We start from the raw sequence: 18,621 nt of genomic DNA on the forward strand, positions 1-18,621 counted from the left end.
AAGACATGTTTGCAGAGTTGAAGGAGGAATCGTGATGAAATGGATGATTTATGGGGCGAACGGATATACAGGCGAACTGATTGCCCGTCAAGCGGTGAAACAAGGGATGACACCGGTGCTCGCGGGTCGGCGTGCGGACGCGATCGCCAAGCTCGGGGAGGAGCTCGGGTGCGAGACGCGCGTCTTCAACTTGTCGCTTGATAAGGCGACACGCCAATTGGAAGACATCGACCTCGTGTTACACTGTGCCGGACCGTTCGCCGATACGAGTCGGCCGATGGTCGAGGCGTGTCTCGCCACGAAGACACATTACTTGGATATTACCGGGGAAATCGAGGTGTTCGAATACATCCACTCGAAGAAACGGGCTAAGCTCGCACAAGAAGCAGGCGTGTTGCTCTGTTCGGGTGTCGGATTCGACGTCATTCCGACCGACTGTGTGTCCCGGAAGCTGAAAGAGCTGATGCCGGACGCGACGAATCTCGCACTCGGTTTCTCGGCCGCCGCCGGTATCTCGCGCGGGACGCTGAAAACAGCAATCCGTGGGCTAGGGTCGAGCAGTGCCGAACGAAAAGATGGCGAATTGACACCGTTCCCGCTGGGCGAGAAACGTCGTCACATCGATTTCGGACGCGGCAAGAAAACGGCCATCGCCATTCCATGGGGAGACGTCTCGACCGCCTATTATACGACGGGCATTCCGAACATCACGACGTGGGTCCCGGTCCCTACGGCTTACGCTTACGGGGCGCGTCTTTTGTCTTGGTTCAGTCCGATTCTCGGCAGCGACGCGGTGCAAGGGAAACTGCTCCGTTATGTTGATGAACATGTGAGCGGACCGGACGAGTCAGAACGGGAACGCTCCTCGACGTATGTCTGGGGCGAAGCGACGAACGCCTCAGGACGTAAAGTGATCGTCCGCATCAAGACGGCGAGCACATATGCCTTTACCGTGTACGGGGCGCTTGAGGTCGTGTCACGACTTGTCAGTTCAGGCCGCGTCATCCCTGGCAGCTTCACACCGGCGATGCTGTTCGGATCACACTTCATCGAAGAGATTGAAGGGTCATCCTCGTTTGTCGTTGACGAGGTCCGGCTTTGAGTGAGCAATGGGATTTAGTCGACGGAGAGCGGCGTCCGCTCGGCAAAACGCACGTGCGCGGCGAACAGTTAGCAGTGGACACGTATCATACCGTCATCGAGGTGTTCACGTTTGATGTGAACGGAAACGTGTTGCTCTCGCAACGCCATCCAGGCAAGACGCACCCACTTCTTTGGGAAGGGACGGGTGGTTCCGTTCTTGCCGGTGAAACGAGCCGTGACGGTGCCATTCGTGAACTTGGTGAAGAGATTGGTCTCTGGATCGAACCTGACCAGTTGGAGTGGGTGGCGACGTTACGCCGCGAGACATATTTTCTAGACCTGTATCGCTATCAAACCGATACTCCGCTGCAACTTGATGACTTGGTGCTTCAGGAAGACGAAGTCGTAGCGGTTCGTCTCGTCGATTGGTCAGAATTGATGGCCCTGGATGATCTCGTCCCATCTGTCCGGGAACGGTTACTTCGATTTGAGTCAGACTTGCGTCTCGCCTTGTAACGGAATCACAATCTGTTCGCAATCGAAGTGTGGTAAACTCAGGGGAGATTAGTGGGGAGGGAACGAGATGAGACGCTTAGAACTAGCCAGGCGGATCGAACGCATCAAAGCGGAAGGGACGTCTGCCTATATTCGGCATCGGAAACAGTCCCCTCCCTATGAAGGTTCGGAATTGATTGTCGAAAACAAAGGCCACGTCTTTCGGATGGGCAATACGAGTTTTGCGGTCGGCTTCGGTTTGAATCGACCGACCAGTTTTTACGATTTGCACCAGATGGAGAAATGGGTACGCGGCAAGAACGTGTCCCGCCTACATATCGAGGTTTGTCCGCTCGCGGACATGTCACTCATTCGGTTGCTCCAAGAGCGAAACTATACGCTCGACCACTTCCTGGACGTGTGGTTGCTCGACGTGAACACGTTCGTATTCCCGGATATGGAGCATGCGGTCGAACGCGTGCACGCCGATAACGTGAACGAGTGGGCTCGAGCCATCGCGGCCGGCTTTGCCGAGACTGGGACGGTCATGCAAGAGACGATTGATACCGCGAAAGGCTTCTACGCGTTACCCGAAAACCAGGCGTTTCTCGTCCGCGAAGGTGAGATGGCCGTCGCCGGTGGGATTCTTGCCGTCCAGGACGGAATGGGCGAACTGTTTTTGACGAGCACGATTCCCGCTTATCGGGGCAGAGGCTATCAGACACAGCTCATCTTGGAACGGATTGCGGCCGCAAAAGCAGCCGGTTGCCAGTACGTGACCGTGACGACGAAAGTCGATACGGCCTCGGGACGGAACATGGAGCGCTTAGGATTCATTCCGTTTTACCAGAAAGCCGTCATGAAAAGCCCAATTCTCAAATAAACAGGTCGCCCCGCGGGGCGACCTGTTGTTGTTAAAGTAATGATTCGGCACCGTCGACGTACACCTCAGAGCCGGTGACGTGACTCGACATGTTGCTCGCGAAGAACAAGACGACGTCCGCGACTTGTTTGGCCGTGCCGGATTTCCCGGCCAACGGTTGATTTCCTTCCGGATACTCGATCGGGATGACGATTTCTTCGAGCAAGGCGTCATCGCGATTCGTCGAGTCATCGATGTTCGTGTCGATGGCCCCCGGGCAAATCGAGTTGACGCGAATGCCGAATTGGGCGAGCTCGGCTGCTGCCATTTTGGCGAATCCGGTCTGGCCGGCTTTCGTCGTCGCATAGCCGCTGAACCCAAAGTTTTTGAAGTAACGGTTTCCGTTGATAGACGACGTGATGATGACACTGCCGCCTCGTTCTTTTAAATGAGGGATGGCATGTTTCACCGTCAAGAACGTGCCCGTCAAGTTCGTCTCGACGACACCGTTCCAATCTTCGAGCGACAAGTGCTCGATTGGTGTGATCGTGCCGTTTCGTCCTGCGTTCGCGAAGACGATGTCGACGCGGCCGAAACGTTCAACCGTCTGCTCGTACGCTCGTTTCATCTCGTCTTCGTTCCCCACATCGGCACTGATGCCGATGGCACGCTCTTCTCCAATCAGAGTCGCAAGTTGTTCCGCGTCTTCTAAGTTCAAATCGACGATGGCGACTTTCGCCCCGGCTTGGACGAACCGGATGACAGTGGCACGTCCGATTCCAGATGCCGCGCCTGTGATGAAGGCGACCTTCCCCGATAACAATGTATTTGAAATCATTCAATTCGCTCCTTTCAGCTTCCTGTTCTCATATTCCACCGTTCTATGAAACCTAAGCCCGTTTTCTGAAAAAAGGTGAAACGACTCATTCGGGTTGAACGTGAATCGATACCGCGATTTTCAACTTGGCGTCGCGATCGAGTTCGACCGTGACGACTTGTCCGACCCGGAGTTGTTGCACATCGTTCGCTTCTCCTGTCACTTTCGTTCGTTCGTTGATTAATATCGTCTGCAACGTTAACTCGTCGTCTGACAAGTCATGTGGTCCAATCATCAGCTGTGGGATGTCAATCTGTTCGATTCGACCTTCGATTTGATGGTCGTCCCGTGTACTGATCCAATAAACAGCAACTAAAAAAAGACCGATAAATGCCAGAGCAAAGATGAGTCGGGTTCTCATGGTGTTCCTCCTCTGTGCGATTCCGGTACGGTGGTTTCCAATAGTTATTTACCCGGTTTGCAGGAATTCTATAGTGCCTTTTTGACAGGATTTTCAATTGTTGACGCGGAATAAAACAAGACAATTTGAAGAGTGGAGGCGCTGAGGATGGTTCTAATCGGAATGATTGGATTAATCGTTTTAGGATTGGTGGCATTCGGCTGGTGGACAATCGGGTTTCCACGGCGACGGATGTGGGGTGGCGTATTGCTACTAGGCGTGGCTTTGCTTTTTTCGCCACTGTTGCTCGTCGTGAGCGGGGAACGCTTCGGATTTGACGGCATCGTCGCGGGACTGGTCGGGTTGTCCTGTGTCATCGGAGGCGGTTTCTTCTTTCTCACACTTGGTTGGACCGGACGGCCGCAGAAAATCCGAAAAGCACGGACCCTTTCGGAAGACCCTGATTTGTTTTGAACTAGGTTGTCATCCGACTCTTGAAACTCGTACAGTGAAGGCATCGCACTTGATGGAGGGATGACTGTGTTAACGAAGAAGCACCCCCCGGCGCTACGACCGGGAGACACGATTGGAATCATCACACCGTCGTTCCCGGCACCGGCACGGTTCCCGGAACGATACACGCGCGGAATCGAACAACTGAAACGGATGGGATTCATCGTTCAGGAAGGCTCATGCACGCATCGTTCGGAAGGATATCGCTCGGCCTCGATTCAAGAACGGGCCGAAGAGGTCAACGCGCTATTGCGTGACCCGGACGTCAAAGCGATCATCAGTACGATTGGCGGGACGAACTCAAATTCGCTCTTACCGTATATCGATTATGAAGCGTTGCGACGACAGCCGAAAATCATCATGGGCTATAGCGATGTCACGGCGCTCCTCCTCGCTTGTTATACGCAGACGGGAGTGACGACATTTTACGGTCCGGCCATCGTCCCGTCGTTCGGAGAGTACGAGACGATGTTCGCCGACGGGGAACGTTACGTGCGAGAGGTGCTCGGTTTAGAACGGACGGCACCGTATACGCTCGACGTGCCCCGAGAGTGGACCGAGGAGATGATCGATTGGTCGACCCAGGACCGGGAGAAGACGTTCCGTCCGAATGACGGCTGGCTTACCCTTCGAGACGGACAGGCCCAGGGGCGGTTGATTGGCGGGAACATGAACACGATGACCGGCTTTTTAAAGTCGGATTATTTCCCTGATGTGACCGGTGCGATTCTCTTTTTAGAAGACTCGTTCAAGACGATGGCGGACGAGGAGCGTTCCCTCAGCATGCTCAAGCTCGCCGGGGTATTCGACGTCATCAGCGGTCTCGTCATCGGAAAGCATGAACATTTCGATGCGGCCGGCGCGCCGTTTTCATTTGAGGACTTGTTGCTCGAAGTGCTCGGAGACGTCGACTTCCCGATTTTGACGAACGTCGATATCGGGCATACGTTCCCGTCCCATGTGTTTCCGATTGGCATCGAGGTCGAACTCGACGCGACGGCGGGAACGATCACCTTTTTAGAGAACGGGGTGATGCCATGATCGAGTTCATTACAATCGTCGACCACCGTCGGAAGAAAATCGGCTTGAAATCACGGGCAGACGTTCATCGGGACGGGGATTGGCATGAGACGTTCCACTGCTGGATGATGGATCACGACCGCCTCCTGTTACAGCTTCGCAGCGATACGAAGGCGGACTTCCCCGCGTTGTTCGATATCACGGCCGCCGGGCACTTGAGCGCCGGGGAGACCGTTCGTGACGGGGTGCGCGAGATTCAAGAAGAGTTAGGACTCGAATTGACACTCGACCAACTGACTCCGCTCGGCGTCTTCGAAGACGTCATCGAGACGGATACGTTTTTAGACCGCGAGTTCGCCCACACGTACGTCTATTCGTATGATGGCGAAGCGTTCACGTTGGACGAAACGGAAGTGGCCGATGTCGTCTCGGTCGAGATCAAGGCGCTGCACGCACTGATTGACGGGACGAAATCCGAGGTGGAGACGACATCGGTCATCTCAGGAGAGACACGGGTCGTGATGAAACGCGATCTCGTACCACACCCGACCAACTACTGGGAGCAAGTGATGGCAGGTGTAAAAGCCGCTCAAGAGGAACGCCATGATTGAAGTCCTATGGCAACTGCTTCACGTCGTGCTCGTGGTCGGGATAGGCGGCTTGCTCATTTGGTGTTTTCGTAAGTAAAGAGGGGGAAGAAAGATGGAGACAGGACCAGACACAATCCCGCTCGGCGTGGAGACGGCGCGTCTGTATTTACGGGCACCGCTCGCCGATACGGATGCGCGTGTCGTTAACGAGTCGATTCGGAGATCGCATGAAGAGTTGAAGCGATGGCTCCCGTTCGCGCAAGACGTACCGACGTTGTCTGAGACGGAAGCGAATTTACAACGGGCGCAAGAATTGTACGGAACAGGCGAAAGTTTCCGGTATCTCATCTTTTTACGGGAGACGGGGACGTTCGTGGGGACGGTCAGCCTGTTCGGGATTGATTGGGACGTCCCGAAAGCGGAAATCGGGTATTGGCTCGATTCGACGCATACCGGTCGTGGCTATATGACGGAAGCGGTCGAGGCGGTCGTCCGTTTCGGTTTCGCCCAGTTCGATTTCAAACGGATCGAGATTCGCTGCGAGTCGACAAACGAAGGCAGTCGCTTGATTCCGGAACGGCTCGGCTTTCAGCTAGAAGGCATGCTCCGGAACGAAGACTTGTCCGCTGATGGGATGCGACTGACGGACACGGCCGTGTATGGCCTGTTGCCAGGCGAACTTAGACCGTTAGCGACATGATGCGCTGCGGGCCGATGGGGCCGTCGATTCGGCGCTTCGTGTCGATGAAGCCGACCGTCTGATAAAGGGAAAAGGCGGCTTCGTTTTTCAGATTGACCGATAGCACGACCTCGTGTTTATGAGGGAAGTGGGCTCGTACATAGTTCGGCAACTGGTGGAGTGCCGCTTTGGCATGGCCGTTCCCTTGCGCCGAATGGTTGATCGAGAACATCGAGAGCAACAACGCGTCGTCTGCCTCTGTATACGAGGCGACCCGTTCCGTATCGTGGAGCAAAAAGAAGCCGACGGGTTCCTCGGCCACGATGACGATAGGATGAATCCCGTCTAAGAGGGGGGAATCGAGGTCAATCGGGAGCGTCGTATATTTTTCTTGATCCAGCGGTAACGTGAATGTGTTCAAGACGGGCCAATGGGCCTCGCGAAGTGGTTCGAGTCTCGTCGTCATGATGAATCCTCCTCCATATCAGCTGTCTCCACCAGTATACCGAAATATAAGTGAAGGGAACGAACACGTGATGCATCCAGTGATTACTTATGTCCAACATCCACCGCTCCAAGATTTGTATCGAGCCTTCATGGACGGCTTTTCCGATTACATGATTCGCTTTGACATGAATGAGGCCCAGTTTGAGGCCGTTTTCCTTGTCCGCGATCAAAACCAGCCGACGCGTTCCATCGTCGCCTATGCGGACGGTCGGCCTGTTGCCGTCATGTTGAGCGGCGTGGCGCACCTCGATACGGGATGGGTCACTCGTTGCGGCGGCTTGGCCGTCGCCCCTGATTATCGACATCTCGGCATTGCGCACGAATTGATGCGACAGTTCGATGAACAGGCGACGGGAACGCGTCTGCTCGAGGTCATTCAAGGGAACGATCCCGCGCTCGCCCTCTATGACCGACTCGGGTACCGTGTCGTCCGAGAGATTATGTACTTTCAATCCGTACCGACCGAGACGAACGCGACACGGGAACCGGCACCGATCCTTGAACTGTTCGATACGTATTATCCGGCAGCGGGGCACACACCGATTTGGCAAGTCGATGTCCGCACAACACAACAACAGACCGAGCTCGTGCGAGTGAGGGAAGGCGAGACGAGCGGAGCACTGCTCTTCCGGGGCAGTCTGTTGCTGGATGTGTTCGGTCGCGACGAGGACGCCGAATGGTTATTGCGTGCGGCCGCGGCTGAAGGACCGATTCGCCTGACGTTGACGTCGGATCGCCCGGCGTTGCTCTCGGCAGCGCGACAGCTCGGGTTCGTCCAGGACGAGATTGCTCAATTCGAGATGATCAAGCCCGGGATAGAGACGTAATGCGCGTCCTGTTGCCTGTCCTCATGCTCGGTCTGATCGTCGGGAACTTGTTCACGATTCTCGGTCTGACGACGAACCTGCCATCTGGCCTCGATCGACTCTTTTTGTTCGGCGGACCGGCGCTGACCATCCTGGCTGCCGTTAGTATCATCGTCATCGTCCTACAACGAAGGCGATGATGTGAAATTTCAATGAAGTTTATGGATGGCGAGTTCACTGTTTTGATATGTTCGACATACAAATGAAATGCTTCATATATTGAACTTTTCAGACGTGGATGCTATATTCGCACTTGTAGCTTTTTAATCAAGCTAGCGAATCATCCAATCTGGAGGTTTTATCAATATATGTGGAAACAACTACTCGTCACCGTCGGTACAGGCGTCCTGATTCTATCAGGGACTTCAGCTGTATCCGCGGATCAAATTACCCCGCAAGACCTCGTCAAGACGACGAAATCGCTTCAACAGACCGAACAACGGATTCAAACGTCGAAACAATCGGTCGCCAAAGCCAAACGTCACGTCGAAACGATCGATCAGAGCGCGAAAGCAATCGATCAGAAGATTGAGCAGACCAAATCAAAACTCGCGTCATTCGAGACGGCATTGAATCCGGAGACAGCTGACAAGTCTCTATTCAAACAAGTATTGTCAACCGTGCTCCCGAGCGCCAAGGCAGAGGCGGCGGAGTCTGAAGAGACGAAGCGTGATTTGCAAGCCAAACAAGCTGAGACGAAACAATCATTAAAAGCGCTTGAGAGCAAACGGGCGGACGTGAAAGCAGAGCGACAACAAGCCCGCTCGGCTCACGTGGCTGCCTATAAGCAGTTGAAAGGGCAAGCGGCCCAATTGAAAGACTTGAAGCAACAAACGGCGGCGCTTGCGCCTGACAAGTTTATGATGCCAGCGACCGGACGTCTGTCACAAGGTTACGGACCGGCAAGCGGCCAGTTCGGATATACGTTCCATAACGGGCTCGATATCGCGGCGAACGTCGGCACACCGATTTATGCGGCGGCGGCTGGGACGGTCACGGACGTCAAATCAGGCGGCCCGTATGGGAAACACGTCTTCATCGAGCATGAAATCGATGGTCAAAAGTGGACGACGGTCTACGCCCATATGCATAAAATCGAAGTGAAGACAGGCCAGACGTTGCTCCAAGGCGAAGGCATTGGCCAAATCGGCAACACGGGCAACTCGTCAGGTCCGCACCTCCATTTCGAAGTGCATCAAGGAGAATATGCTTATTCATCAAGTTCGGCCGGCAACACGGTCAACCCGATGGATGTCGCCGAAGTGCTCGGTGGCGCGTCGCCCATCAAAGCGACGTATTGACGCAACGATTCGTTGCGTCATTTTTTTGTGTCTCCCTTCTCATCATGGGTCGCGCGCAGTTCGATTAATTTCCGGAACGCCTCGTCACGGTCGAACGTACTGAACCAGCGGAAGTCGTCGTGGTCGAGAATCCGGTAATGTTGACTGACCATATTCTGTTGAATCCGGTACTTCCCTTGGTGCTCAATCGTCGTCCACCAGACGTGTCCGCCCAACGTTTTCGTCGCCAGGCTCGGGTCGGTATGGGCGACGAGACGAATGAACTCGATCGGTTGATCCCCAATCAACGAATGGAGATATGGGCTTTGATTGAATAGAGCGCAGATGGCGACCGTCGTCGTCCAGTTCGCGTTCAGACGTCGCTTCTCGATTTGAATCAACGTTTTTTTCGAGATGCCGACGAGCGTACATAGTTCTTCTTGCGATAATCCTTGCTCGGTACGAATCAGTTTGAGCTTGCTTGAAATCAGTTCGGAAAACGTTTCTTTTGTATGCATACCTGCTCCTAAAGTGTATTTTTACACAGTGTATCACGCGGTATAGAAAGATGGAAGATATCGGATGAAGAAGGGCGTTTCCTCGAGCCATCAAAAAAGCGAAAGGAGAGGGACTCCTTTCGCTCGGTCACTGACTGATGTTATTCACGTGTCGGGTCATGATTGCCCTCGCTATCGGCAATCGTATCCGAACTCCCGAAATCTTCGACTTGGCTGAACGCATCCGTGCTTTGGCCTGGTTCGTCGGTCCCATCGAGTTGTTTCCGGGCAGCCGTCTCAGATGGATTGAGCACGTCCTCTTCGACCGGACGTTCGCGGTCGGTCAAGTGCTCGTTCTCTTCTTGCTCGCGCGCGTGCTGGATGCAGAGCGTCGCCTCAGGGATGATTTCAAGACGGTCCAACTCGATGTCTTCGCCGCACACCTCACATTTGCCATACGTCCCGTTCTCAATGGCGAGCAACGCCTTGTCGACGTCACTCAAGAACTCTTCATCGAGCTCAGTTAGCGCTTGGTCGCGTTCGCGCAAGAATAATTCTTCTCCTGAGTCTGCCGGATGGTTATCGTAGTGGGACAGTTCCCCTTCGTCATATACTTCTTCCCGATTTTCCATATATCCTTCGGTCTTCGCTTTCTCTTTTAATAGACGTTCTTTGAACGTATCAATCTGCTGTTGTGTCAACATGCGGTCCACTCTCCAGTTCTGATTTCATTAATATTAGCATTTCCCATTTTGCGACGGGACAAACCTTTCGATTGGCGAAGGTGATTTCTAAACGATTTGAAAAACGGGTATGATGAAAGAGACGGAACGATTATTGTGAAGGAGGGAATGGACCATGAGAAAAGTAGAGGTCGTCCCGTATGATCCGATATGGGAGACGAAATTCAAGGAAGAGGCGTCCAAACTCGAACGCTTGTTTGAAGGGGAAATCGTCGCCATTCATCACATCGGAAGCACGTCGGTGCCGGGACTCGATGCGAAACCGATTATCGACATCATGCCGGTCGTACGAGAAATCGAGCGGATTGATGAATGGGTCGGGCACATGGAGGCACTCGGGTATCGAAGTTTCGGCGAGCATGGGATTCCGAGACGGCGCTTCTTCGCTAAAGGAGAAGACGTCCGGACGATTCACGTCCATATGTTCGAGGAAGGGGATGAAGGCGTGACCCGCCATCTCGCGTTCCGCGATTATTTGATGACGTTCCCAGACGTACGGGACGAGTATGCGGCGCTTAAACAACAATTGGCGAGCCAGCATCCGGAAGATATCGAGAGCTATATCCAAGGAAAACAAGACTGGGTATCCGCGACCGAGCAGGAGGCGACGTTGTGGTATATGTCTCGCCAACAAATTTGAAACATTTTACCGTTTCATCTCGTACAGAAAACTAATCAGTTGAGGGGGGTCATGAGATGAAACGATTTCTCGGGAAATGTATCGAGTACGCGTTTGTCGCACTGTTATTTGTCGGCTTATTTTTTGGATTGCGCTATGGCGTCAATCACTTCGTCGGAATAGACGAGATGCGTGCATACGCCTACCTGTTTCTAGGAACCGCCTTTATCATTTTCCCGGTCTCCTTGTTCGGCGGCTACTTCCTGGCCCGTCCGATTCAACACCGTTTGCACGGCAAAGAGCAGGAAACGACAAACCATACGTTGCGTGGGGATGAAAAGCCGCACGGGGTCACGGAGACGCGGGACTATAAAAATGAAGGTTCGTGGCCGTTATGATGCAGTTGATACGAACCGACGATGCGGCGTTGATTGCGACGTTGAACTGTCCAATCCATGAACATCATCTTCAGTTGGCGCCGGCGTTCTTTGCGCCTTACAATCACGCCTCGATGGAAGCGGCGTTTTCGGAGATGATGGCGCGAGACGATTATCATTTCTTCACGGCAGAGGTCGACGGAGACACAGTCGGCTACGTCTGTTTTCAAGAGCGAGTGAGTGAGGCGAACGCGTTTCGGAAAGCTGTCCGGACACTCTACGTGCATCAAATCAGCATTAACCCGGAGGCGAAGCGGCGAGGGTATGGACGCTTGGTCATGGAAGAAGTGAAACGCTATGCCATCGCACACGGATTTCCGTCAATCGAACTGGATTATTGGTCGGTGAACGAAGCGGCGGCCGCGTTTTATAGCGAAATTGGCTTTCAGCCGAAGCGACAGTTCGTCGTGAAGCATCTATAGAAAGGAGAGCCCATCATGGCGCGGCGTATCTCGCTGTTCCTTGTATTGACGTTCAGCCTGTCGTGGTCGTGTTGGGGCCTGAATATTTGGCTCGTTCGCTCGACCGGCGTCTCGTCGTCAGCACTACACTTTGCCGGCGCGTTCGGTCCGTTCGTCGCAGCATGGCTGACGACGATTTGGCTGGACGGATGGTCTGCGTTTCAAGTGTTTCTACGCCGGCTCTACGGACGCGTCGCAACTCGTTGGATGCTATTCGCCGTGCTGTTGCCGGTTGTCTTGTTCGGATGTGGCATGATGGTCATCACCATCTTTGTAGGCACACCGGACGTCCCGGGCTGGTTCGCCAATGACAAGTTGCCGGCATGGTCGCCCGTATGGCTCTGGTTGCTCTGGGTGGCGACGTACGGCCTCGGTGAGGAGAGCGGATGGCGCGGGTATTTGTTCCCGGCGTTGAGCAAACGAATGGCCGTCCGACCGTCGACCGTCGTCATCGCTTTCGTCTGGGCGTTCTGGCATGTGCCCGTCTTTTTATATGATCCTGACTTTCAAGCGATGTCAGGGTTCATGGTGATGGGATGGGGGATCGGTCTTTTGTTCGGTTCGTTCTTTTTAGGATGGTTGACCGTTCAGGCCGAGGGAAACATCTGGCCGGCGATCATCTTTCACGGGACGTTCGATTTTTTTAGCGCGGGGGATGCTTTGCCGGACCTTGTACCGGTCGTCTCGTCTGCGCTCTTGATTGGCCTCGTGCTCGTATTGGCGCGACGCTACGATTCACAATTTTTGAAGGTGAGATGAGGAGGATTTGATGGAGACAGTCATTTTAGTCATCGGTGTCATCGGCACCATTTCGCTCATGTTATTCATGTCGAACCAATGGTTAGGCTATGGGAAAGGCAATATTGTCATGACGCTCGATGAGCACTACACGAACTTGAACGAGTACGTGCCGGCGATTTTGACGAAGCTGTATGAAGACGGGAAGTCGGCTCATTACCTCGGTGACCGGAAGTTTGAAGTGAACGGCAAGCGGTACGTCCTCGTCGAACGGACCGTCCCAATCGGTCGTGTCCCGACGCAGCAGACCGTGCTCATGCCAGATAAAAAATAAGCCACGCCCTAGGCGCGGCTTATTTTATTTGACGGCCGGGGGACCGAAACCACCGGCATGGTAGTCGCGGAACGCCTGACGAATCTCCTCTTCGGTGTTCATGACGAACGGACCGTGGGCGATATAGTCTTCCCGAATCGGCTTACCTGAGTAGATGAGCAGTTTCGCACGTGACGTCGCTTTGAGGCGGACCACGCTCTCACCGTCACTCGTCTCATCGTACGTGAGCGTCGCCGCGTGCGTCTTCGCAAGCGGTGTCGCTGACGTCCCGAGTTCGAGGGAACCCGCGAGAACGTAAACGAAAGCGTTATGATTCGTCGGGATGATGTGCTCATAGGCGGCCCCACTCTGTAAGCTCACTTCGCTCATCGTGATGGGAACGAGACTGTCCATCGGTCCGGTCACTCCGGCGATGTCACCCGAATAGACACGCACGTGTCCTCCGTCAATCGGCACGAGCGGTGCCTCTTCGACATATACGTTTTGGTAAGATGTCGTCGTCGTTTTAAGTGTTTTCGGCAAGTTGAGCCATAGTTGAAGCGTATGAATCAAGTCGTCGTCGACGGCCTCCTCGGCATGACGTGCCGCCCAGCCCGCATTCATATATTGAACGTCACCCGCATCTAAAATCGAATGTCCGCCATGGTTGTCGATATGTTCAAGTCGTCCGTCAATCACGTAGGTAATGGTCTGGAAGCCGCGGTGAGGATGGTCAGAGAACGTTCCCCGCTTGAACCAGTCCTCGGCCATCAAGATGAACGGGTCGAACTCGTCTTTTCGTTCCGGAGGCAAGACCCAACCCTGCTGCACGTGCGGATATCCGTTTTGTTTATAGGCGACCGGCCAATGGCTGGCGACGTCGCGCTCGAATCGTTTCGTCATCACACTCTCTCCTTTGCACTGTTTGTTGTCATTGTCGCATAGCGAGCCAAGGAGGCTTTCCGATTTTGCCTATATAACGTGTAAAGCCAGACCGGTGAGCCAGTCTGGCTTGAAAAGTGTCGTCAGTTGTTTGCTTGTCCGATGGAAAGGTCGCGCCACCGTTCGGCATCGGCGCGGAGCAATTTGAAATGTGAGCCTGTCTTCGTGTTTGTCAAAATCACATCATCTTCCATGTAACTGATATCGAACGTTTGAGCACGAATGCCCTCGAACACCGTCAAATAAGGGGTCGGCGCTGGGGTTCCGGCCGTGGTCACGGCTTTTGAGCGATCGATGGCTTGAAACACGAACTGGACGGTCTCGGCGTTGGCATGATGCAAGAACGGTGCATCTTTTGATTCTGTGCCGATTAGAGCCAGTTCATGGGCGACGACGTGACGTCGATGGGCGAATTGTTGCCGCATTTTTGTCTTCAAGCGGTCGCCGTGCAACAACGTCTCTTCTTTATAGGTGATAGAAACGACTTGTTTATAAGGTTTGCCATCGCGGATGAAGGAGAAACTGAACAGTGGATAGCGCTCGTTCGGAACGAGCTTGGTCGGGAGCGTGCTCGCCTGCCGCGTCCCGAGCATTCGATCGTAGGTGGCATCCTGCGGTCGCAGGACGTCCTCATATAACGTCTGATCTGATGACAGATGGAGCCCGTACTGTTGCGTGTCTTGAGACACTTCGGTCCCTAAGCCGAGGGACAGGAACGGTTGACGTGACGATTCGTTGATGGGCAACGTGATGGTCTCACGCGATTCGGGTGATTCGAACGTGAATTCGAACGAACCGTTGAACGGCATCGTCACGTGGACGAGCGTCTGTTCGAAACCGTGACGTTTTGGATAAGGCTCATTGCCGACCGGTTTTTTCATCTCTTCGGTGAAATGGACTTGCTCGTGCGGTTGCGCAACGCGAAGGTTGGACGTCGCGGATGATGAGACGGCTTGGTCGCGGTACGGAGTGAGACTATCCGGCAACGCATCGATTTGTTTCATATAGGTGATGGTGTCGCCTTGGCATTGGACGTAGGTTTGATTTTCCACTTCAAAAAATGTGGCGGTCGGAAAGACTTCGGTCGAGGCCGTCGTCGTAAGCGGTTGGCTCAATTTGACCGTGCCAATCAAGAGACGCTCTCCGTCAGGCACACGGGTGATGGCGTCCTCTGGGTAACAGGCATCAAGGACGTTCGTCCGGTCGGACTCGGTCATCTCGATTTGTTGACCAGAAGGCAGAGAGGCGCGACCTTGATAGTACTCTGGAGCCGTATGTAAACGAAATGCATGTTCTTCTTCGCATCCGAACAGGACGAACAACATGGCGAGCGTACAAAGAATCAGGTACTTTTTCACAGGGCGCACTCCTTTAATGATTAACTTTCATCATTTTAGCACCATTTTTTTGTGACTATAGTCTTAGGAAAATTAATGCGATTTTTTTTAAAAAAATCAAAAAACCCGCTCCACTTGAACTGAACGGGCTTGTTTTACACTTATGGATATGAAATGGAATTTCTCCATTTGACACGTGTCGATTTTTGACGAATGAACGTTGTGATGTAGACGTTCTTGAAAATGACGAAAATCGTCGAAAATAACAAAATGGAATTAAAAAGGGGTTATTTGTTTATTTTTACCTTCAATCCACGTCGCGACCACGGGCCGCCTTCAAAATTTCGAACCATTCTTCTCGCGTCAGGTCAATCTGAAGCGCATCGACGGCGGTCCGAACTCGTTCAATTTTCCCAGATCCGACGATCGGCATGATCTTGGCCGGGTGCTTCAAGAGCCACGCGTAGACGACGGCGTCGATGCCGCCCGCTTGATGTCGATCGCTGATTTCCTCCAATTTTTCACGAAGCGGTGCGTAAGCGGCCTCGGTGAACAGTTGTCCGCCGGCGAGAGGGCTCCACGCCATGAGTGGCATCCGTTTCTCGTGGCATAGGTCGACAGTACCATCTTCAAAATGCTTCAGTTGCATCGGTGAGAGCTCAAGCTGGTTCGTCACGAGTTGGAACGGTAAACGTGACTGTAACAACTGTTGGGTTGCCGGCACATGGTTCGAGACCCCGAACGTACGCACTTTTCCGCTTCGTTGCAACGTGATGAACGCCTCGGCGACTTCGTCCGGGTCCATGAGCGGGTCGGGACGGTGAATCAAAAGCGTGTCAATCTGATCGATGGCGAGCTCCTGTAGCGAGCGCTCGGCTTGACGGATGATATGTTCTTTCGTCGTATCATAATGGTTGATGGATTGGCCAGGGTTGAAAGAGCCTGTCAGCTTGATGCCGGTCTTCGTCACAATCTCGATTTGATCGCGGAGTGATGGCTTGAGACGAAGCGCTTCGCCGAACAATCCTTCACACGTATAGCCACCGTATATATCAGCGTGATCGAACGTCGTGATGCCGAGTTCGATACATTGTTCGATGAAAGTGAGGCGTTCCTGCGGGCTCATGTCCCATTCGGCCAAACGCCACATGCCGTGAATGATTCGTGAGAATGATAAGTCTTCTGTCAGTTCGATGCGTTGCATGGTAAGTTCCTCCTCATTGTTTGTCGCTTTCATTATAAGGATAAAACAGGAGGGCGTCACTTTTGGGGCGTATTGGAAGGACATGAACCGAGTCAAACTAAAGCGATTTCAGTTATGATGAGACAGAGATGATTAGAAAAAGAGGAGTGACTTATGAATCATTACGAACAATATGCGAACGTCACGTTTGAGCAACAAGGTCAGGAAACATACGTGACCGCCGCTCATGCCGATCTCGAACTGCACGGGATTGGGCGCAGTGCCGCCGTGTTTCGCATAAAAGACACGCGACTCGTCATCAAAGTGTTCTTTCCGGATTATACGCATATCGCAGCTGAAGAGGCTGTGATTTATCGAACGCTCGAAGGGTTACCTCAATTCCCACGCTTGTATGAAGCAGGTGTGAATTATATCGTCATCGACTACATCGAGGGCAAGACGCTATTCGAATGTTTGACGGAAGGAATTTGGATTGATGCGTCGTACATTCAGCAAGTCGATGCAGCGCTCATCGCGGCACGAAACCTCGGGCTGACGCCATCGGACGTTCATTTGCGCAATTTGATTTTGACGCCGGAAGGCCGTATTTATTTAATCGACTTGGCCCGCTTCCGCCAAGGACAGCACGTCGATCACCAATGGGAAGACTTGAAGCGGATGTATCGGTTTTATCGGCTCCGTTTCATGCCGAAGCGCTATTCAGAGCGTTTGTTGAACGGAGTCGCCTATTTATACCGTACGTTTGTGAACGACCCGAGACACTAGTCGACGGTCGTTTTTCTTTTGAAGATTAGGGAACAAAGAGGATGTGACTGTCACTTCGTTTTGGAAAAGGAGGCTGATTGTATGCATCGGATTTATGCAAATGAACTGGAGACGTTACGTGATTGTGTGGAGACGTGTAATTACTGTCTCGAGTCGTGCCTGGAAGAACATGACGTTAAGATGATGGTTGACTGCATCCGGCTCGACCGGGAGTGCGCCGCCATCTGTTCGTTTCTCGCCGAGGCGATGACGCGAGATTCGGCGTTCGTGCCCGAACTCGCCCGGGCTTGTGCGGTCGTCTGTAAGGCGTGTGCCCAGGAATGCGAGAAACATAAGCATGCCCATTGCCAAGAATGTGCGCGCGTCTGTGTCGAGTGCGCCTCGATGTGCGATCGTTTGGCAGCATAATGTGAAAAAGTCAGTCAAAACGGCTGACTTTTTTATGTGGGAGCGAATCGCCAGGTGTATTTTGAAATCGAGATAAGTATAATGAAGAAAACGTATGAAAGTGGTGTTCTCATGATTCGCAATTGTCGTCGAGATGATCTTCAAGCTGTCTTACATATTTATAATGATGCCATCGTCAACAGTACCGCCGTCTATCACTACGAACCGGTGACGCTTCAAAATCGAATCGCTTGGTACGAGGAGAAAAAAGCGGCCGGACTTCCAATCATCGTATGGGAGGAAGGGGATGTCGTGATGGGCTTTGCCACGTTTGGACCGTTTCGTCCTTGGCCGGCCTATCATTATACGGTCGAACACTCGGTGTACGTCCATCCTGGATACCGCAGCAAAGGCATCGGCAACAAGTTGCTCCGAGAAATTATCCGGATCGGTGAAGAGCGGGATGTGAAGACGATGATTGGTGGCATCGATGCAGCCAATATCGCGAGCGTCAAAGCACATGAAAAGTTAGGGTTCGTCCATTCCGGTACGATTAAAAAAGCCGGCTACAAGTTCGGAAAGTGGCTCGACTTATCGTTTTATCAACTCGATTTGAAAGGCCCCGAGGCTCCGCAAGAAGGCTGACCGCTAGCTGTCGACGTTCCGAAAATACGGTATACTGGGGACAGTGAATCGAATGGAGGAATCAGCATGACAGAACTACCGAATTGTCCGAAGTGTCAATCGTCTTACGTGTATGAGGACGGGAGCTTGCTCGTCTGTCCAGAATGTGCGTACGAGTGGTCACCGAGTGAGGCGGCTGAAGCAGAAGCGGACGCGCAAATCAAAGACGCGAACGGAAACGTGCTCCAAGACGGGGACACGGTCACGGTCATCAAAGATTTAAAGGTGAAAGGGACGTCGCTCGTCGTCAAACAAGGCACGAAAGTGAAAGGCATCCGTCTCGTCGACGGGGACCATGACATCGACTGCAAGATTGACGGCTTCGGTGCGATGAAGCTCAAATCAGAATTCGTCAAGAAGGTATAAAAAAACTGTTTCGGTC

General features: G+C 53.1%; 27 protein-coding genes. 19 read left to right on the forward strand and 8 right to left on the reverse strand.

Annotated features, from left to right (window positions below; genetic code table 11):
• Positions 1–34 precede the first annotated feature (34 nt).
• The 3 genes from KNP67_RS03960 to KNP67_RS03970 all read left to right on the forward strand — a co-directional run bounded on the left by KNP67_RS03960 (position 35) and on the right by KNP67_RS03970 (position 2,461).
• Entirely contained in the window at positions 35–1,102 is a 1,068-nt protein-coding gene (locus KNP67_RS03960) for a saccharopine dehydrogenase family protein (protein WP_214755966.1), read from the forward strand.
• Positions 1,099–1,599: an NUDIX hydrolase gene (locus KNP67_RS03965; protein ID WP_035385626.1), complete on the forward strand. Its 501-nt coding sequence runs from the start codon at positions 1,099–1,101 to the stop codon at positions 1,597–1,599. Before KNP67_RS03960 ends, KNP67_RS03965 begins: the two co-directional genes overlap by 4 nt.
• Positions 1,600–1,666: 67 nt before the next feature.
• Complete coding sequence (locus KNP67_RS03970; protein ID WP_131472165.1) at positions 1,667–2,461, forward strand: GNAT family N-acetyltransferase; 795 nt, start codon at positions 1,667–1,669, stop codon at positions 2,459–2,461.
• A 31-nt stretch (positions 2,462–2,492) separates the two neighbouring features.
• On the opposite strand, the gene KNP67_RS03975 is transcribed toward KNP67_RS03970, so the two are convergent.
• Both KNP67_RS03975 and KNP67_RS03980 read right to left on the reverse strand, forming a co-directional pair.
• Entirely contained in the window at positions 2,493–3,278 is a 786-nt protein-coding gene (locus KNP67_RS03975) for an SDR family oxidoreductase (protein WP_021065888.1), read from the reverse strand.
• Between the two features lie 85 nt (positions 3,279–3,363).
• Positions 3,364–3,678, reverse strand: a complete 315-nt coding sequence (locus KNP67_RS03980) for a hypothetical protein (RefSeq protein WP_131472167.1) — start codon at positions 3,676–3,678, stop codon at positions 3,364–3,366.
• Positions 3,679–3,825: 147 nt separating this feature from the next.
• On the opposite strand from KNP67_RS03980, the gene KNP67_RS03985 reads away from it, so the two are divergent.
• The 4 genes from KNP67_RS03985 to KNP67_RS04000 all read left to right on the forward strand — a co-directional run bounded on the left by KNP67_RS03985 (position 3,826) and on the right by KNP67_RS04000 (position 6,480).
• Entirely contained in the window at positions 3,826–4,131 is a 306-nt protein-coding gene (locus tag KNP67_RS03985; RefSeq protein WP_214715791.1) for a hypothetical protein, read from the forward strand.
• Between the two features lie 66 nt (positions 4,132–4,197).
• Complete coding sequence (locus KNP67_RS03990; protein ID WP_353048241.1) at positions 4,198–5,211, forward strand: S66 family peptidase; 1,014 nt, start codon at positions 4,198–4,200, stop codon at positions 5,209–5,211.
• Positions 5,208–5,801, forward strand: coding sequence for an NUDIX hydrolase (locus KNP67_RS03995; RefSeq protein ID WP_214755968.1), 594 nt, complete (start codon positions 5,208–5,210; stop codon positions 5,799–5,801). Before KNP67_RS03990 ends, KNP67_RS03995 begins: the two co-directional genes overlap by 4 nt.
• Positions 5,802–5,892: 91 nt before the next feature.
• Positions 5,893–6,480, forward strand: a complete 588-nt coding sequence (locus tag KNP67_RS04000) for a GNAT family N-acetyltransferase (RefSeq protein ID WP_214755969.1) — start codon at positions 5,893–5,895, stop codon at positions 6,478–6,480.
• Here the strand turns inward: KNP67_RS04000 and KNP67_RS04005 are convergent.
• Positions 6,461–6,925: a GNAT family N-acetyltransferase gene (locus KNP67_RS04005; protein ID WP_214755970.1), complete on the reverse strand. Its 465-nt coding sequence runs from the start codon at positions 6,923–6,925 to the stop codon at positions 6,461–6,463. The genes KNP67_RS04000 and KNP67_RS04005 overlap by 20 nt on opposite strands.
• A 70-nt stretch (positions 6,926–6,995) precedes the next feature.
• Between KNP67_RS04005 and KNP67_RS04010 the strand changes: the two genes are divergently transcribed.
• The 3 genes from KNP67_RS04010 to KNP67_RS04020 all read left to right on the forward strand — a co-directional run bounded on the left by KNP67_RS04010 (position 6,996) and on the right by KNP67_RS04020 (position 9,133).
• Positions 6,996–7,793 carry a GNAT family N-acetyltransferase gene (locus KNP67_RS04010; protein WP_214755971.1) on the forward strand — a complete coding sequence of 266 codons (798 nt, stop codon included), beginning with the start codon at positions 6,996–6,998 and terminating at the stop codon, positions 7,791–7,793.
• Entirely contained in the window at positions 7,793–7,972 is a 180-nt protein-coding gene (locus tag KNP67_RS04015) for a hypothetical protein (protein ID WP_029594480.1), read from the forward strand. Before KNP67_RS04010 ends, KNP67_RS04015 begins: the two co-directional genes overlap by 1 nt.
• 168 nt (positions 7,973–8,140) lie before the next feature.
• A complete protein-coding gene (locus KNP67_RS04020) occupies positions 8,141–9,133 on the forward strand; it encodes a M23 family metallopeptidase (RefSeq protein ID WP_214755972.1) in 993 nt (330 codons plus the stop codon).
• A 17-nt stretch (positions 9,134–9,150) separates the two neighbouring features.
• Here KNP67_RS04020 and KNP67_RS04025 read toward each other — a convergent pair whose 3' ends face one another.
• On the reverse strand, positions 9,151–9,630 hold the full coding sequence (locus tag KNP67_RS04025) for a helix-turn-helix transcriptional regulator (RefSeq protein ID WP_029594482.1): 480 nt from the start codon (positions 9,628–9,630) through the stop codon (positions 9,151–9,153).
• A gap of 140 nt (positions 9,631–9,770) precedes the next feature.
• The gene (locus KNP67_RS04030; RefSeq protein WP_021065899.1) at positions 9,771–10,313 is read right to left on the reverse strand and encodes a TraR/DksA C4-type zinc finger protein; all 543 of its coding nucleotides are present in this window, start codon (positions 10,311–10,313) and stop codon (positions 9,771–9,773) included.
• A 154-nt stretch (positions 10,314–10,467) separates the two neighbouring features.
• Between KNP67_RS04030 and KNP67_RS04035 the strand changes: the two genes are divergently transcribed.
• From KNP67_RS04035 to KNP67_RS04055, 5 genes are read left to right on the forward strand one after another with little or no spacing between them, the layout of a single operon-like run.
• Positions 10,468–10,992 (forward strand): GrpB family protein, encoded by a 525-nt coding sequence (locus KNP67_RS04035; protein WP_021065900.1) that lies wholly within the window; start codon positions 10,468–10,470, stop codon positions 10,990–10,992.
• A gap of 56 nt (positions 10,993–11,048) precedes the next feature.
• Positions 11,049–11,369, forward strand: a complete 321-nt coding sequence (locus KNP67_RS04040) for a hypothetical protein (RefSeq protein WP_131472181.1) — start codon at positions 11,049–11,051, stop codon at positions 11,367–11,369.
• Complete coding sequence (locus KNP67_RS04045; RefSeq protein WP_214755973.1) at positions 11,369–11,830, forward strand: GNAT family N-acetyltransferase; 462 nt, start codon at positions 11,369–11,371, stop codon at positions 11,828–11,830. The genes KNP67_RS04040 and KNP67_RS04045 overlap by 1 nt, the downstream gene beginning before the upstream one ends.
• A gap of 15 nt (positions 11,831–11,845) precedes the next feature.
• Positions 11,846–12,628 (forward strand): CPBP family intramembrane glutamic endopeptidase, encoded by a 783-nt coding sequence (locus KNP67_RS04050; RefSeq protein ID WP_214755974.1) that lies wholly within the window; start codon positions 11,846–11,848, stop codon positions 12,626–12,628.
• 10 nt (positions 12,629–12,638) lie between these two features.
• Positions 12,639–12,941, forward strand: coding sequence for a hypothetical protein (locus KNP67_RS04055; protein ID WP_021065903.1), 303 nt, complete (start codon positions 12,639–12,641; stop codon positions 12,939–12,941).
• Between the two features lie 24 nt (positions 12,942–12,965).
• Here the strand turns inward: KNP67_RS04055 and KNP67_RS04060 are convergent, their stop codons facing one another.
• The 3 genes from KNP67_RS04060 to KNP67_RS04070 form a co-directional block, all read right to left on the reverse strand.
• A complete protein-coding gene (locus KNP67_RS04060; protein ID WP_021065904.1) occupies positions 12,966–13,823 on the reverse strand; it encodes a pirin family protein in 858 nt (285 codons plus the stop codon).
• A gap of 122 nt (positions 13,824–13,945) precedes the next feature.
• On the reverse strand, positions 13,946–15,220 hold the full coding sequence (locus KNP67_RS04065; RefSeq protein ID WP_353048242.1) for a hypothetical protein: 1,275 nt from the start codon (positions 15,218–15,220) through the stop codon (positions 13,946–13,948).
• 286 nt (positions 15,221–15,506) lie between these two features.
• Positions 15,507–16,403: an aldo/keto reductase gene (locus tag KNP67_RS04070; RefSeq protein ID WP_021065906.1), complete on the reverse strand. Its 897-nt coding sequence runs from the start codon at positions 16,401–16,403 to the stop codon at positions 15,507–15,509.
• Between the two features lie 153 nt (positions 16,404–16,556).
• On the opposite strand from KNP67_RS04070, the gene KNP67_RS04075 reads away from it, so the two are divergent.
• The 4 genes from KNP67_RS04075 to KNP67_RS04090 all read left to right on the forward strand — a co-directional run bounded on the left by KNP67_RS04075 (position 16,557) and on the right by KNP67_RS04090 (position 18,605).
• Positions 16,557–17,168 carry a serine/threonine protein kinase gene (locus tag KNP67_RS04075; RefSeq protein ID WP_029594488.1) on the forward strand — a complete coding sequence of 204 codons (612 nt, stop codon included), beginning with the start codon at positions 16,557–16,559 and terminating at the stop codon, positions 17,166–17,168.
• 81 nt (positions 17,169–17,249) lie between these two features.
• Positions 17,250–17,576: a four-helix bundle copper-binding protein gene (locus KNP67_RS04080; protein WP_021065908.1), complete on the forward strand. Its 327-nt coding sequence runs from the start codon at positions 17,250–17,252 to the stop codon at positions 17,574–17,576.
• A gap of 111 nt (positions 17,577–17,687) precedes the next feature.
• Entirely contained in the window at positions 17,688–18,200 is a 513-nt protein-coding gene (locus KNP67_RS04085; protein WP_029594490.1) for a GNAT family N-acetyltransferase, read from the forward strand.
• A 66-nt stretch (positions 18,201–18,266) separates the two neighbouring features.
• Positions 18,267–18,605 (forward strand): zinc ribbon domain-containing protein YjdM, encoded by a 339-nt coding sequence (locus KNP67_RS04090; RefSeq protein WP_021065910.1) that lies wholly within the window; start codon positions 18,267–18,269, stop codon positions 18,603–18,605.
• Positions 18,606–18,621: the final 16 nt, after the last annotated feature.

The organism is Exiguobacterium sp. s157 (assembly GCF_018618205.1).
Classification (GTDB): domain Bacteria; phylum Bacillota; class Bacilli; order Exiguobacteriales; family Exiguobacteriaceae; genus Exiguobacterium; species Exiguobacterium chiriqhucha.